11 protein-coding genes and 3 tRNA genes are annotated in these 13,897 nt (G+C 56.9%); 11 read left to right on the top strand and 3 right to left on the bottom strand.

Features of this window, described 5'->3' with window-relative positions:
* Positions 1-1,023, top strand: coding sequence for a HoxN/HupN/NixA family nickel/cobalt transporter (locus N5C09_RS19315; protein WP_112792758.1), 1,023 nt, complete (start codon positions 1-3; stop codon positions 1,021-1,023).
* A 113-nt stretch (positions 1,024-1,136) separates the two neighbouring features.
* On the opposite strand, the gene norW is transcribed toward N5C09_RS19315, so the two are convergent.
* Positions 1,137-2,270: an NADH:flavorubredoxin reductase NorW gene (gene norW / locus N5C09_RS19310; protein ID WP_279749692.1), complete on the bottom strand. Its 1,134-nt coding sequence runs from the start codon at positions 2,268-2,270 to the stop codon at positions 1,137-1,139.
* Positions 2,267-3,709: an anaerobic nitric oxide reductase flavorubredoxin gene (gene norV / locus N5C09_RS19305; protein ID WP_063869418.1), complete on the bottom strand. Its 1,443-nt coding sequence runs from the start codon at positions 3,707-3,709 to the stop codon at positions 2,267-2,269. The genes norW and norV overlap by 4 nt, the downstream gene beginning before the upstream one ends.
* A gap of 187 nt (positions 3,710-3,896) precedes the next feature.
* On the opposite strand from norV, the gene norR reads away from it, so the two are divergent.
* Positions 3,897-5,411: a nitric oxide reductase transcriptional regulator NorR gene (gene norR, locus N5C09_RS19300; protein ID WP_279749691.1), complete on the top strand. Its 1,515-nt coding sequence runs from the start codon at positions 3,897-3,899 to the stop codon at positions 5,409-5,411.
* On the opposite strand, the gene gutQ is transcribed toward norR, so the two are convergent.
* Complete coding sequence (gutQ, locus tag N5C09_RS19295) at positions 5,408-6,373, bottom strand: arabinose-5-phosphate isomerase GutQ (RefSeq protein WP_279749689.1); 966 nt, start codon at positions 6,371-6,373, stop codon at positions 5,408-5,410. The two genes, norR and gutQ, sit on opposite strands and share 4 nt — an antisense overlap.
* A 189-nt stretch (positions 6,374-6,562) precedes the next feature.
* On the opposite strand from gutQ, the gene mltB reads away from it, so the two are divergent.
* The 9 genes from mltB to N5C09_RS19250 all read left to right on the top strand — a co-directional run bounded on the left by mltB (position 6,563) and on the right by N5C09_RS19250 (position 13,854).
* Positions 6,563-7,663, top strand: coding sequence for a lytic murein transglycosylase B (gene mltB / locus N5C09_RS19290; RefSeq protein WP_279749688.1), 1,101 nt, complete (start codon positions 6,563-6,565; stop codon positions 7,661-7,663).
* 132 nt (positions 7,664-7,795) lie between these two features.
* Entirely contained in the window at positions 7,796-8,293 is a 498-nt protein-coding gene (gene pncC / locus N5C09_RS19285) for a nicotinamide-nucleotide amidase (RefSeq protein WP_063869426.1), read from the top strand.
* Between the two features lie 89 nt (positions 8,294-8,382).
* Positions 8,383-9,441 carry a recombinase RecA gene (gene recA, locus N5C09_RS19280; RefSeq protein ID WP_022649140.1) on the top strand — a complete coding sequence of 353 codons (1,059 nt, stop codon included), beginning with the start codon at positions 8,383-8,385 and terminating at the stop codon, positions 9,439-9,441.
* A gap of 69 nt (positions 9,442-9,510) precedes the next feature.
* Complete coding sequence (gene recX / locus N5C09_RS19275) at positions 9,511-10,011, top strand: recombination regulator RecX (protein WP_193527730.1); 501 nt, start codon at positions 9,511-9,513, stop codon at positions 10,009-10,011.
* Between the two features lie 131 nt (positions 10,012-10,142).
* Positions 10,143-12,770 carry an alanine--tRNA ligase gene (gene alaS, locus N5C09_RS19270; RefSeq protein ID WP_279749687.1) on the top strand — a complete coding sequence of 876 codons (2,628 nt, stop codon included), beginning with the start codon at positions 10,143-10,145 and terminating at the stop codon, positions 12,768-12,770.
* A gap of 241 nt (positions 12,771-13,011) precedes the next feature.
* Entirely contained in the window at positions 13,012-13,197 is a 186-nt protein-coding gene (csrA, locus tag N5C09_RS19265) for a carbon storage regulator CsrA (protein ID WP_000906486.1), read from the top strand.
* A gap of 342 nt (positions 13,198-13,539) precedes the next feature.
* Positions 13,540-13,632: transfer RNA gene (locus N5C09_RS19260), tRNA-Ser, on the top strand.
* A 4-nt stretch (positions 13,633-13,636) separates the two neighbouring features.
* A tRNA-Arg gene (locus N5C09_RS19255) sits at positions 13,637-13,713 on the top strand.
* Between the two features lie 64 nt (positions 13,714-13,777).
* Positions 13,778-13,854, top strand: a tRNA-Arg gene (locus N5C09_RS19250).
* The last annotated feature ends 43 nt before the right edge of the window (positions 13,855-13,897 follow it).

The following is a 13,897-nucleotide window of genomic DNA, read 5'->3' as shown; positions in this document are numbered from 1 at the left end:
ATGTTACGACTTTTACGCAATGAACCTCGTGCAGCGTGCCTGCTGCTGGCTCTGGTGATGGCTAATCTGCTGGCCTGGGGGCTGGCGTGGCAAACCTTTAGCGGCAGTACGGCGCTGATGGCGGCCAGCCTGCTGGCCTGGTGTTACGGGCTGCGCCACGCGGTGGATGCCGACCATATCGCGGCGATTGATACCGTCACGCGTAAGATGATGCAGCAGGGCAAACGCCCGTCCGGCGTGGGCGCATGGTTTTCCCTCGGACACTCCACCATCGTGGTGCTGGCGTCCATCGCCATTGCGGCGACCGCCACGGCGTTTCAAAAAAATATGGCGTGGTTCCACGAAACCGGCAGCCTGATTGGCACCGCCGTCTCCGCCACCTTCCTGCTGGCGATGGCGCTGGTGAATATGGTGATCCTGCGCGGCGTCTGGCGCAGTTTCCAGTCGCTTAAAAACGGCAGGCCGGTGCAGGGTGACATTACGCTGCCTGCGCAGGGTGGCGTCATGAACTGGCTGTTCGGCAAAACCTTCCGCCTCGTCAATAAAAGCTGGCAGATGTATCTGGTGGGTTTCCTGTTTGGCCTCGGCTTCGACACGGCCACCGAAATTGGCGTGCTGGGGATCTCCGCCGCCAGCGCCTCCAGCGGGATGTCGGTGTGGTCGATCATGATCTTCCCGGCGCTCTTCGCCAGCGGCATGGCGCTGGTGGATACGCTCGATAATCTGCTGATGGTGGGCGCCTACGGCTGGGCGTTCAACAAGCCGCAGCGCAAGCTGTACTACAACATGACCATCACCGGCACCTCGGTGGTGGTGGCGCTGTTTATCGGCGGGCTGGAAGCGCTGGGTCTGCTGATGGATAAGTTCGCCCTCAGCGGCGGCGTGTGGGATCTGATTGGCGCGGTGAACGACAACCTGGGTGACGCCGGGTTTGTGGTGGTCGGGCTGTTTGTCGCCTGCTGGCTGATCTCGATGGTGAACTACCGCTGGCGCGGCTATGACGGGCTGGTGGTGCGGTCCTGAACCACGCAGCCCTGTTTTTGCCCGGCGGAGCTACGCTTGCGCGGGCCTACAAGGTTTGCCGTTTTGGTGTTGAGTAGGCCGGGTAAGCGGAGCGCCACCCGGCATTACGAGGGTTAAGCAGGAAGCGATTTCAGCAGCGCGAAGGCCTCTTTCATTCTGTCTTCGCTGACAACAAAGGCGCGCATCTGACCCTCAGCATCCGTACCGCGCGCCACCATGCCCTGAGGCTCTATGGTTATTTGCCAGTTCAGATCCTGACGCTGCGTTTCACCGGCGAGATGCAGCGGTAATTCCGGCGTTTTTACTTTCACCAGCATGGCGGGTAACTTCACCGGTGCGCTGCCGCCGAGCAGGTTTTTCGCCAGGAACATGGCGCTTAACTGAATCGGTTGCAGGAACGGCAGCACCTTTCCGTTAATTTCCGCGCAGTCGCCCAGGGCATAAATGTCCGGCTGGGTGGTTTGCAGGTAGCTGTCTACCTTCACGCCGCGGTTTATTTCGGCCCCTGCGCGGTGCGCCAGCGCGGTTTCCGGGCGCAAACCCGTCGCCGCGATAACCACATCCACTTCCACGCTGCGATGGCGGTCGAGCGTTGCAAGAACGCCGGTTTCGGTTTTGCTCAGGCTCTGCAACTGCGATTTCAGCAGCAGGTGCACGCCCATGTCGGTCAGACGATGCTGTAAGCGACTGCTTACTTCTGCCGGCATCAGCGCCGACAGAATGCTGGCCGCGTGGTCAACCAGGGTGACGGATTTACCCGCCCGACAGAAGTCCATCGCCAGCTCGGTGCCAATCAGCCCGCCGCCGACAATCATCACCCTGGCGGCATCGCGTAGCCGGGTTTCGCTGGCCTGATACTCCTGCTGGCTGTTGAGCGTGACCATCAGCTCGCGGCCCTCAACCGGTGGCACAAACGCAGAGGCGCCCGTCGCCAGCACCAGCTTGTCGTACTGCCAGGTATGATCTTTCGCTTTCACCACATGGGCGTCGGCGTCAATATCCGTAACCCAGGTGTACGGAAACAGACGCAGGTTAAACTGCTCTGCGAACTCCCCCGCCGTCTGGCGGGTGAGATCTTCGGCGCGCTGATTCTGGCTAATGACGTGGCTTAAATCAGGCTTGTTGTACTCGTCCATGCTGTCGGCGGCAATCACCGTCAACGGCACGTTAGCATCCTGTTTGCGGATATTTTTCACCAGCTGGCGGGCGGCAAAGCCCGAGCCGATAATGACGATGCCGTGGCTCATTTTGCCTCCGTTGCCAGTTCATCAAAGACGTCTTTGCCGAGGGAACATTCAGGGCAGAGGAAGTTGTCCGGCACCTCGCTCCACGGCGTACCCGGCGCGACATCCTGCAACGGCTCGCCCAGTTCAGGATCGTAAATCCACTGACAGACGCTGCACTGCATGCAAGGACCGAGGTCGGCAGCGGCAGCTTCTGCTAAGGCTTCCGGCGCAACCGCCGCGGCGGGGGCGGTTTCCGGCAGCGGCGCAAGCGCCCACTGGCGTGCAATGTCGCGGCCATGCTGGCGACAGATTTCCAGCGCGTCGAGGTCCGGACGCCATTTCGCCTTCAGGCTCATGGACATCTCAAAGCCGGCATCCTGTAAACGGGTGGAGAGACGGTCTACCGCGCCGCCGCTCCAGCCGTGAGAGCCAAAGGCGCTGGCGCGTTTGTTACGAAAGCGCAGGCCGGTCATCTCTTCCACCAGTCCGGCAATCTTCGGCATCATCACGTTGTTCATGGTGGAGGTACCCACCAGCACGCCCTTGGAGCGGAAGACGTTGGTCAGGATTTCGTTTTTATCGCTACGCGCCACGTTGAAGATTTTCACCGCCACGTTCGGGTCAACTTCGTTGATACCCTGGGCAATCGCGTCCGCCATCATGCGGGTGTTGTTGGACATGGTGTCGTAGAAGATGGTGATGCGGTCTTCCTGGTAATCCGCCGCCCATTTCAGGTACAGCTCGACGATCTGGGTTGGGTTTTCACGCCATACCACGCCGTGGGAGGTCGCAATCATATCCACCGGCAGGTTGAAGCCGAGGATCTCGGTGATTTTTGGCGTGACCAGACGGCTGAACGGGGTCAGGATATTGGCGTAGTAGCGCTGGCACTGTTCGAACAGCTCGGTCTGATCCACTTCATCATTGAACAGACGTTCGTCGCAGTAGTGCTGGCCGAAGGCGTCGTTACTGAACAGCACCGCGTCACCGGTCATGTAGGTCATCATGCTGTCCGGCCAGTGCAGCATCGGAGTTTCCACGAAGATCAGCTGCTTGCCGTTGCCGATATCCAGCGAATCGCCGGTTTTTACGGTGTGGAAGTTCCACTCCGGATGGTGGTGGTGACCGTTGATGGAGTCAATGGCGTTGGTGGTGCAGTAGATCGGAGTATCCGGAATATAAGACATCAGCTCGGTCAGGGCCCCGGCGTGATCCTCTTCCGCATGGTTGATGATGATGTAATCGATGTCGTTCAGGTCGATTTCACCGCGCAGGTTCTGCACGAACTCACGGCTGAATTTGTGATCGACGGTATCGATCAGGACGTTTTTACCTTCACGGATGAGATAGCTGTTATAGCTGCTGCCGCGCAGCGTTTTGTATTCCGTGCCGTGAAAATCACGTACTTCCCAGTCACGTTGACCCACCCAATGAATGTTATTTTTAACCAGAATAGACATAGCAACCTCAGCTTAATACAGCGTTTTCAAATAAGATGGTTTGCTTATATCAAGTTGCGTGCCAACTTTTTATTTATTTGAATTTTAAGCATTTATTATTTTATGGCACATAATGGATAGTCATTATGACTATCTTAAAAATTGTCAATATGACATTATGTATTGTCAAAATGACAGTGAGGCAGACATGAGCTTTTCCGTAGACGTCCTGGCGAAAATCGCCATAGAACTGCAAACCGGTATTGGTCATCAGGACCGCTTTCAACGGCTGATCTCCACGTTGCGCCACGTGCTGGATTGCGATGCGTCGGCGCTGCTGCGTTACGAAGGGCGGCAGTTTATTCCGCTGGCTATCGACGGCCTGGCGAAGGACGTACTCGGGCGGCGCTTTACGCTGGAGGGCCACCCGCGTCTGGAAACCATTGCCCGCGCGGGCGATGTGGTGCGTTTTCCGGCAGACAGCGATCTGCCCGATCCGTACGACGGCCTGATTCCCGGGCAGGAGAGCCTGAAGGTGCACGCCTGTATTGGCCTGCCGCTGTTCGCCGGGCAGAATCTGATTGGCGCATTAACCCTCGACGGCATGTCGCCGGATCAGTTCGATACCTTCAGCGACGAAGAGCTACGGCTGATTGCCGCGCTGGCCGCCGGGGCGCTGAACAATGCGCTGCTGATAGAACAGTTGGAGAGCCAGAATATTCTTCCCGGTAGCCCGACGGTGTTTGAGCAGGTGGCGCACACCGAGATGATCGGCCTTTCGCCGGGCATGGAGCAGCTCAAAAAAGAGATTGAGATTGTCGCCGCGTCTGATTTGAACGTGCTGATCTTCGGGGAAACCGGCACCGGTAAAGAGCTGGTGGCGAAAGCGATCCACGAAGCCTCGCCGCGCGCGGTGAACCCGCTGGTGTACCTCAACTGCGCGGCGCTGCCGGAAAGCGTGGCGGAAAGCGAGCTGTTTGGTCACGTCAAAGGGGCGTTTACCGGGGCGATCAGCAACCGCAGCGGCAAGTTCGAAATGGCCGACAACGGCACGCTGTTCCTGGATGAAATTGGCGAGCTCTCCCTTTCTCTCCAGGCCAAGCTGCTGCGCGTGTTGCAGTATGGCGATATTCAACGCGTGGGTGACGATCGCAGCTTACGCGTGGATGTGCGCGTGCTGGCGGCGACGAACCGCGATCTGCGCGAAGAAGTGCTGGCGGGGAATTTCCGCGCCGATCTGTTCCACCGCCTGAGCGTGTTCCCGCTCACGGTGCCGCCGCTGCGCGAGCGGGGCGACGACGTGGTGCTGCTGGCGGGCTTTTTCTGCGAACAGTGTCGGCTCAGAATGGGGCTCTCCCGCGTGGTGCTAAGCCCCGGTGCGAGGACGCACCTTCTGAGCTACGGCTGGCCGGGTAACGTGCGTGAGCTGGAACATGCGATCCACCGTGCGGTGGTGCTGGCACGGGCAACGCGTTCGGGGGATGAAGTGGTTATTCATGCGCGCCATTTTGCACTGCATGAGGAAACGACGCCGGCCGTTAAGCCAGTTATACCGGAGAGCGTGAACGAAAACCTGCGCGAGGCGACGGACGCGTTCCAGCGCCAGATGATTACCCGCGCGCTGGAGCAGAATAACCGCAGCTGGGCGGCGTGCGCGCGGGCGCTGGAGATGGACGTCGCCAACCTCCACAGGCTGGCGAAACGTCTGGGGCTTAAGGGTTAAAGTATTCCCGCCTGGTAGAAGTCTTGCAGGTTGATTGCGCCGCAAAGCCTGCCGTGCTCGTCCACCACCGGTGCGGCGGTGATTTTACGCTTCATCAGCACCTCTTTGGCTTCAATGGCGCGGCTCTCGGCATTCAGCGTCAGCCCCCCCTGGGTCATTGCTTCGGATACCCGCGCCTCCAGTTTGCCGCTGCCCACCAGCCAGCGGCGCAGGTCGCCGTCGGTGAAGACGCCCTTCACCTGGCGGTCGTTGTCGCACACCGCAACCAGCCCCAGCCCGGTGCGGCTCAGCTCCAGCATGGCGTCCATCACGCTGGTGTCGAGCTTGACCTGCGGAATGGCATCGTCCGTGCGCATCAGGTGGTGTACCTTGTTGAGCAGACGTGCGCCGAGCGCGCCCGCAGGGTGAGAGCGGGCAAAATCTTCTTCACTAAAACCGCGCGCCTGCATCACCGCCATGGCCAGCGCGTCGCCCATCATCAGCGTGTTGACGGTGCTGGAGGTGGGGGCCAGGTGCATCGGACAGGCTTCGCGCTCAACGGAAATATCCAGCGTTGCTTTCGCGGCCAGCGCCAGCGGCGAGCGGGGTTTTCCGGTCATCGCTAACAGGGCTACCGATTTTTCTTGCAGGCGAGGGATGATGAGATCCAGCTCTTTGGCTGAACCGGAGTAGGAGATAAACAGCATCACGTCGCGGCTTTCGATCATCCCCAGATCGCCGTGCAGCGCTTCGGCAGGGTGAACGAAAAACGCCGGAGTGCCGGTGCTGGCAAGCGTCGCGGCAATCTTCTTGCCGATATGGCCGGATTTACCGATACCCGCCACGATGACCTTGCCTTCGCAGTGAATAATAGCGTTGGCTGCACGAACAAAATCCTCACCCAGACGCTCCGGCAGGCGGCTGGCTTCCTGGAGTTCCAGCAGCAGGGTCTGACGGCCTGCGTTTAACAGAAAATCACTCATTTTTCTCTCCGGTTACGATCGTTCCCATCCCCCCCTCTGACAGAAGGGGCGCTTATCATAATGCATTCTCCCTGCGCAGACCGTGGTCAATGATAAAGATTTTGCTTACGGTCATATAACCGCTTCCTTGAGGAGTCGGGGATGCTTTACCATACTGGGTTCTTACCGAACTCGTTAAATGGATGCCACATGTTCAAGCGTCGTTATGCAGCGCTGTTACCTGCGCTTATTCTTCTGTCCGCCTGTAGTAGCAAACCCAAAACTGAAGCCGTTCAGCCAACGGCTGGCGCGCCTTCCGGCGGGTTCCTGCTGGAACCACAGCATAATATGATGCAGATGGGCGGCGACTTCGCGAATAACCCTGCGGCCGAACAGTTCATCGATAAAATGGTGAGCAAGCACGATTTTGACCGCCAGCAGCTGCATGCCATTTTGTCTCAGGCGAAGCGTCTGGACTACGTGCTGCGCCTGATGGACAGGCAGGCACCGTCGGCCCAGGTGCCGACCGGGCCAAACGGCGCGTGGCTGCGCTATCGCAAACAGTTTATTACTCCGGATAACGTGCAGAACGGCGTGGCGTTCTGGAATCAGTATGAAGACGCCCTGAACCGCGCCTGGCAGGTCTACGGCGTGCCGCCGGAAATTATCGTCGGGATTATTGGGGTAGAGACCCGCTGGGGCCGCATTATGGGCAAAACCCGCATCCTCGACGCGCTGGCGACGCTCTCCTTCAACTACCCGCGCCGCGCGGAGTATTTCTCCTCCGAGCTGGAAACCTTCCTGCTGATGGCGAGAGACGAACAGGACGATCCGTTGGATCTGAAAGGTTCGTTTGCCGGAGCCATGGGCTACGGCCAGTTTATGCCGTCTTCCTATAAGCAGTACGCGGTAGATTTTAACGGGGACGGTCACATCAACCTGTGGGATCCCGAAGACGCCATCGGCAGCGTGGCCAACTACTTTAAAGCGCACGGCTGGACGCCGGGCGGCCAGGTGGCGGTGCAGGCGAACGGCGAGGCGTTCGGCCTGGAAAACGGATTTAAGACCAAATACAGCGTTGCACAGCTGGCAGCGGCAGGCTTAACGCCGTCGCAGCCGCTGGGTAACGTTGACCAGGTGAGCCTGCTGCGCCTGGATGTCGGAACGGGCTACCAGTACTGGTTCGGACTGCCGAACTTCTACACCATTACCCGCTACAACCACAGCACGCACTATGCGATGGCGGTGTGGCAGCTGGGCCTGGCGGTGTCTCAGGCGCGCGTGCCGGCGGCGTCACCGTTCAGTCAGTAATTGCCTTCTCCGCAGCCGGTGCGCCCGCACCGGCTATTTTTGAAGCCCCCTCGTAAAACCCGACGCGCATCCCCATATCTTTCGAGAAAGTGCTATCTTGTGCTGCATGTTTTTCTAAGGCCTGGAGCGAGAATGACTGACCATGAATTGATGCAGCTTAGCGAAGTGGTAGGGCTGGCGCTGAAGCAGCGCGGCGCGACTATCACGACCGCAGAATCCTGCACCGGTGGCTGGGTGGCGAAAGTGATTACCGATATTGCCGGCAGTTCCGCCTGGTTTGAACGCGGCTTTGTGACCTACAGTAACGAGGCTAAAGCGCAGATGATTGGCGTGCGTGAAGCCACGCTCGAACAGCATGGCGCGGTCAGCGAGCCGGTGGTGATCGAGATGGCAATTGGCGCGCTGAAAGAGGCGCGCGCAGATTACGCTATCTCAATCAGCGGCATCGCGGGGCCGGACGGCGGCAGCGACGTGAAGCCTGTCGGCACCGTCTGGTTTGGCTTTGCCACCTCAAAAGGTGAAGGGATCACCCGCCGGGAATGCTTCAGCGGCGATCGCGAAAGCGTGCGTCGTCAGGCAACGGAATACGCGTTAAAAACGCTCTGGCAACAATTTCTACAAAATACTTGATACTGTATGACTATACAGTATAATTGCCTCAACAGAACAGAAGTCCATGGTGAAGCGCAGTTGCTTCTCCCGGCATGACAGGAGTAATAATGGCTATCGACGAAAACAAACAGAAAGCGTTGGCGGCAGCACTGGGCCAGATCGAAAAGCAATTCGGTAAAGGCTCCATCATGCGCCTGGGTGAAGACCGTTCCATGGACGTGGAAACTATCTCCACCGGTTCGCTTTCTCTTGATATCGCACTGGGCGCTGGCGGTTTGCCGATGGGCCGTATCGTAGAAATCTACGGTCCGGAATCCTCGGGTAAAACCACCCTGACGTTGCAGGTTGTTGCGGCGGCACAGCGCGAAGGTAAAACCTGTGCGTTTATCGATGCCGAGCACGCGCTGGACCCAGTCTATGCCCGTAAGCTGGGCGTTGATATCGACAACCTGCTGTGCTCCCAGCCGGATACCGGCGAGCAGGCACTGGAAATTTGTGACGCGCTGGCGCGCTCAGGTGCGGTTGACGTGATCATCGTCGACTCCGTTGCGGCGCTGACGCCAAAAGCGGAAATTGAAGGTGAAATCGGTGACTCTCACATGGGCCTCGCGGCACGTATGATGAGCCAGGCGATGCGTAAGCTGGCGGGTAACCTGAAGCAGTCCAACACGCTGCTGATCTTCATCAACCAGATCCGTATGAAAATTGGTGTGATGTTCGGTAACCCGGAAACCACCACCGGTGGTAACGCACTGAAATTCTACGCTTCTGTCCGTCTGGATATCCGCCGTATCGGCGCGGTGAAAGAGGGTGATAACGTAGTCGGTAGCGAAACCCGCGTGAAGGTTGTGAAGAACAAAATCGCGGCACCGTTCAAACAGGCTGAGTTCCAGATCCTCTACGGCGAAGGTATCAACTTCCTCGGCGAGCTGGTTGACCTGGGCGTGAAAGAGAAGCTGATTGAAAAAGCGGGCGCATGGTACAGCTACAACGGTGACAAGATTGGTCAGGGTAAAGCGAATGCGATCTCCTGGCTGAAGGAGAACCCGGCGGCAGCGAAAGAGATTGAGAAGAAGGTGCGTGAACTCCTGCTGAGCAACCAGGACTCCAAACCTGATTTCGTGGTCGATGGCGCGGATGCTGAAGAAACCAACGAAGACTTTTAATCCTCTCGGATAAAAATGAAGGGCTGCTGATGCGGCCCTTTTTGCATTTCTGAATCGACAGGTTTTTTTATGAGTGAACCGACATCACGCCGACCAGCTTACGCGCGCTTGCTGGATCGGGCCGTGCGAATTCTTGCCGTGCGTGACCATAGCGAACAGGAGCTACGGCGGAAACTGTCAGCGCCCGTCATGAGCAAAAATGGGCCAGAAGACATTGATGCCACCGCGGAGGATTATGACCGTGTGGTTGCCTGGTGCTATGAGCATCACTATCTGGATGACGGCCGTTTTGCCGCTCGCTTTCTCGCCAGCCGCGGCCGCAAAGGTTACGGCCCCGCGCGTATCCGCCAGGAGCTGAACCAGAAAGGCGTAGCCCGTGAATCGATTGAAAAAGCCATGCGTGAAAGTGAAATCGACTGGTGCGAACTGGCGCGCGAACAGGCAGTACGTAAGTACGGAGAGCCGCTGCCGCGTGAATTTTCAGAAAAAGTTAAAATCCAGCGCTTTTTGCTCTACCGCGGCTTCCTGATGGAAGATATTCAGGATATCTGGCGTAATTTTACCGATTGAACGCATGCGGGATTTTACTTCCCACTAAAGAAAACTTATCTTATTCCCACTTTTTCCAGTAGCTGGTCCGTCCAACTGTTTACAGATACAGATCTGCTGCGACATTTCGTTAGCTTGATTTCAGGATAATTATGAGCAAGAGCACCGCTGAGATCCGTCAGGCGTTTCTCGATTTTTTCCATAGTAAGGGACACCAGGTTGTTGCCAGCAGCTCCCTGGTACCGAACAACGACCCGACTCTGCTGTTTACCAACGCCGGGATGAACCAGTTCAAGGATGTATTCCTTGGTCTCGACAAGCGTAATTATTCCCGCGCTACAACCTCACAGCGTTGCGTGCGTGCGGGCGGTAAACACAACGATCTGGAAAACGTCGGTTACACCGCGCGCCACCATACCTTCTTCGAAATGCTGGGTAACTTCAGCTTCGGTGACTACTTCAAACACGACGCCATTCAATACGCGTGGGAACTGCTGACCGGTGAAAACTGGTTCAATCTGCCGAAAGAGCGTCTGTGGGTGACCGTGTACGAGACCGATGACGAAGCGTTCGACATCTGGGAAAAAGAAGTGGGTATCCCTCGCGAACGTATCATTCGTATCGGTGACAACAAAGGCGCGCCTTACGCGTCCGACAACTTCTGGCAGATGGGCGACACCGGCCCTTGCGGTCCGTGCACTGAGATTTTCTACGATCACGGCGACCATATCTGGGGCGGCCCTCCGGGCAGCGCGGAAGAAGATGGCGATCGCTACATTGAGATCTGGAACATCGTCTTCATGCAGTTTAACCGTCAGGCCGACGGCACCATGGAGCCGCTGCCAAAACCGTCCGTCGATACCGGTATGGGTCTGGAGCGTATCGCGGCCGTTCTGCAACACGTCAACTCTAACTATGAGATTGACCTGTTCAGCACCCTGATCAAAGCCGTTGCCGACGTGACGGGCGCAACCGATCTGAACAACAAGTCTCTGCGCGTTATCGCAGACCATATTCGTTCCTGTGCGTTCCTGATTGCCGACGGCGTTATCCCGTCGAATGAAAACCGTGGCTATGTGCTGCGTCGTATCATTCGTCGTGCGATCCGTCATGGCAACATGCTGGGCGCGAAGGACACCTTCTTCTATAAGCTCGTTGGGCCACTGATTGGCGTGATGGGCTCTGCCGGCGAAGAACTGAAACGCCAGCAGGCGCAGGTCGAGCAGGTTCTGAAAACCGAAGAAGAGCAGTTTGCCCGTACGCTGGAGCGCGGACTTGCGCTGCTGGACGACGAGCTGGCGAAACTCCAGGGCGACACGCTGGATGGCGAAACGGCTTTCCGCCTGTACGACACCTACGGCTTCCCGGTTGACCTGACGGCTGACGTTTGCCGCGAGCGCAACATCAAAGTTGACGAAGCCGGCTTCGAAGCCGCAATGGAAGAGCAGCGTCGTCGTGCGCGTGAATCCAGCGGTTTTGGCGCAGACTACAATGCAATGATCCGCGTTGATAGCGCGTCTGAATTTAAAGGCTACGAAGAGCTGGCCCTGACCAGCAACGTGACCGCGCTGTTTGTTGACGGGAAAGCCGTAGACAGCATTAGCGCGGGCCAGGAAGCGGTTGTCATCCTGGATAAAACGCCATTCTATGCGGAATCCGGCGGCCAGGTTGGCGATAAAGGCGAACTGAAGGGCAATGGCTTTAGCTTCAGCGTAAGCGACACCCAGAAATACGGTCAGGCGATTGGTCACCAGGGCAAACTGGTTTCTGGTTCTCTGAAAGTGGGCGAGGGCGTTCAGGCCAACGTTGATGAAGCTCGCCGCGCGCGCATTCGTCTGAACCACTCGGCAACCCACCTGATGCACGCTGCCCTGCGCGATGTGCTGGGTACGCACGTTGCACAGAAAGGTTCACTGGTTAACGACAAAATGCTGCGTTTCGACTTCTCGCATTTTGAAGCGATGAAGCCGTCTGAAATCCGTGCGGTGGAAGATCTGGTGAATGCGCAGATCCGTCGTAACCTGCCAATCGAAACCCACGTTATGGATCTCGAGGACGCGAAGAAGAAAGGTGCGATGGCGCTGTTTGGCGAGAAATATGACGACCGCGTTCGCGTGCTGAGCATGGGCGACTTCTCTACCGAACTGTGCGGCGGTACTCACGCATCGCGCACCGGTGATATCGGTCTGTTCCGTATCGTTTCTGAATCAGGCACCGCGGCGGGCGTTCGTCGTATCGAAGCGGTGACCGGGGAAGGCGCCATCGCCAGCCTGCACGCGCAGAGCGACCAGCTGCATGAGATCGCGCAGCTGCTGAAAGGCGATAGCCAGAACCTGGGCGAGAAAGTGCGTGTCGCGCTGGATCGTACCCGTCACCTGGAAAAAGAGCTCCAGCAGCTGAAAGAACAGGCTGCGGCGCAGGAGAGCGCAAACCTCTCCAGCAAAGCGGTAGACATTAAGGGCGTCAAACTGCTGGTCAGCGATCTGGCGGGCGTTGAGCCTAAGATGCTGCGTACGATGGTCGACGATCTGAAGAACCAGCTTGGTTCAACGGTTATCGTGCTGGCAACGGTCGCAGAGGGTAAGGTTTCTCTGATTGCGGGCGTCTCTAAGGATGTGACGGACCGTGTTAAAGCAGGGGAATTGATTGGCATGGTCGCCCAGCAGGTGGGTGGCAAAGGTGGCGGTCGTCCGGACATGGCGCAAGCCGGTGGTACGGATGCGGCGGCACTTCCCGCGGCATTGGCCAGCGTTGAAAGCTGGGTAAGCGCGAAACTGTAATAACTAAAAAGCACAAGCAGACGCCATAACGGTAACGTTATGGCGTCTTGCTCACTGCGCTATCGATAACGATAAAGTCAGGTTGAGTTTGTGTATATCGGCTAAACTTACGTTTAACAGAATGTGATGCCGTGACTGCTTACACTTTACGTGTTTGTCATCGCTTACTTTTTGGCGTTATATGATGGATAATGCCGGGATACAAGAGACCCGACTCTTTTAATCTTTCAAGGAGCAAAGAATGCTGATTCTGACTCGTCGAGTTGGTGAGACCCTCATGATTGGGGATGAGGTCACCGTGACAGTTTTAGGGGTAAAGGGTAACCAGGTACGTATTGGTGTTAACGCTCCTAAAGAAGTATCTGTCCACCGTGAAGAGATCTACCAGCGTATCCAGGCTGAAAAATCCCAGCAGTCCAGTTACTGATATTGTCGCGTCTCGCTGTCGGGCGAGACGCAACCCTCCTGCTATTTTTCCTGCATAAAGTTACCGTTCTATTTCAAACGCTTCGTTTTTGACCACTCTCATAATCTTATCTCGTCGAAATGACCCGCTTCTCTCAACAGATTTCTGTGAAGATGCCTGCAAAATCCGCTTATAAAACACTCTCTTTGCGGCTTTTACATGCGAATTGCGTGCGAATTGTGCAAACGGAAAAAGCATGTGGAAAATTGTTTGACTTATAAGTCCCAGAAAGTAATATATGCGCCACGCAGCGACGAGAAACTCTTAACGAGTTACTCGAAGCACTCGAAAGAGGCGTTGTGTGGTGAGGTGGCCGAGAGGCTGAAGGCGCTCCCCTGCTAAGGGAGTATGCGGTCAAAAGCTGCATCCGGGGTTCGAATCCCCGCCTCACCGCCATTTTGCATCCGTAGCTCAGCTGGATAGAGTACTCGGCTACGAACCGAGCGGTCGGAGGTTCGAATCCTCCCGGATGCACCATCTATTACTTCATATTGCTTTCGAAGTGATATGAATATCGAGCAGTACAGTAGTAAATCCCGATGCATCCGTAGCTCAGCTGGATAGAGTACTCGGCTACGAACCGAGCGGTCGGAGGTTCGAATCCTCCCGGATGCACCATTTACTATTTCTGAAAGCAGTTCCCTGATGCATCCGTAGCTCA

Origin of the sequence: Enterobacter sp. GD03975, from assembly GCF_029838645.1 — a bacterium.
Classification (GTDB): Bacteria; Pseudomonadota; Gammaproteobacteria; order Enterobacterales; family Enterobacteriaceae; genus Enterobacter; species Enterobacter quasihormaechei.
This window is presented reverse-complemented; position numbering and strand designations above follow the sequence as displayed.

Bases quoted from the DNA above. Each gene is read 5' to 3' on its own strand.
- norR (WP_279749691.1), top strand. From the start codon at position 3,897: ATGAGCTTTTCCGTAGACGTCCTGGCGAAAATCGCCATAGAACTGCAA.
- pncC (WP_063869426.1), top strand. From the start codon at position 7,796: ATGACTGACCATGAATTGATGCAGCTTAGCGAAGTGGTAGGGCTGGCG.
- recA (WP_022649140.1), top strand. From the start codon at position 8,383: ATGGCTATCGACGAAAACAAACAGAAAGCGTTGGCGGCAGCACTGGGC.
- gutQ (WP_279749689.1), bottom strand. From the start codon at position 6,373: ATGAGTGATTTTCTGTTAAACGCAGGCCGTCAGACCCTGCTGCTGGAA.
- norW (WP_279749692.1), bottom strand. From the start codon at position 2,270: ATGAGCCACGGCATCGTCATTATCGGCTCGGGCTTTGCCGCCCGCCAG.
- N5C09_RS19315 (WP_112792758.1), top strand. From the start codon at position 1: ATGTTACGACTTTTACGCAATGAACCTCGTGCAGCGTGCCTGCTGCTG.
- csrA (WP_000906486.1), top strand. From the start codon at position 13,012: ATGCTGATTCTGACTCGTCGAGTTGGTGAGACCCTCATGATTGGGGAT.
- mltB (WP_279749688.1), top strand. From the start codon at position 6,563: ATGTTCAAGCGTCGTTATGCAGCGCTGTTACCTGCGCTTATTCTTCTG.
- norV (WP_063869418.1), bottom strand. From the start codon at position 3,709: ATGTCTATTCTGGTTAAAAATAACATTCATTGGGTGGGTCAACGTGAC.
- alaS (WP_279749687.1), top strand. From the start codon at position 10,143: ATGAGCAAGAGCACCGCTGAGATCCGTCAGGCGTTTCTCGATTTTTTC.
- recX (WP_193527730.1), top strand. From the start codon at position 9,511: ATGAGTGAACCGACATCACGCCGACCAGCTTACGCGCGCTTGCTGGAT.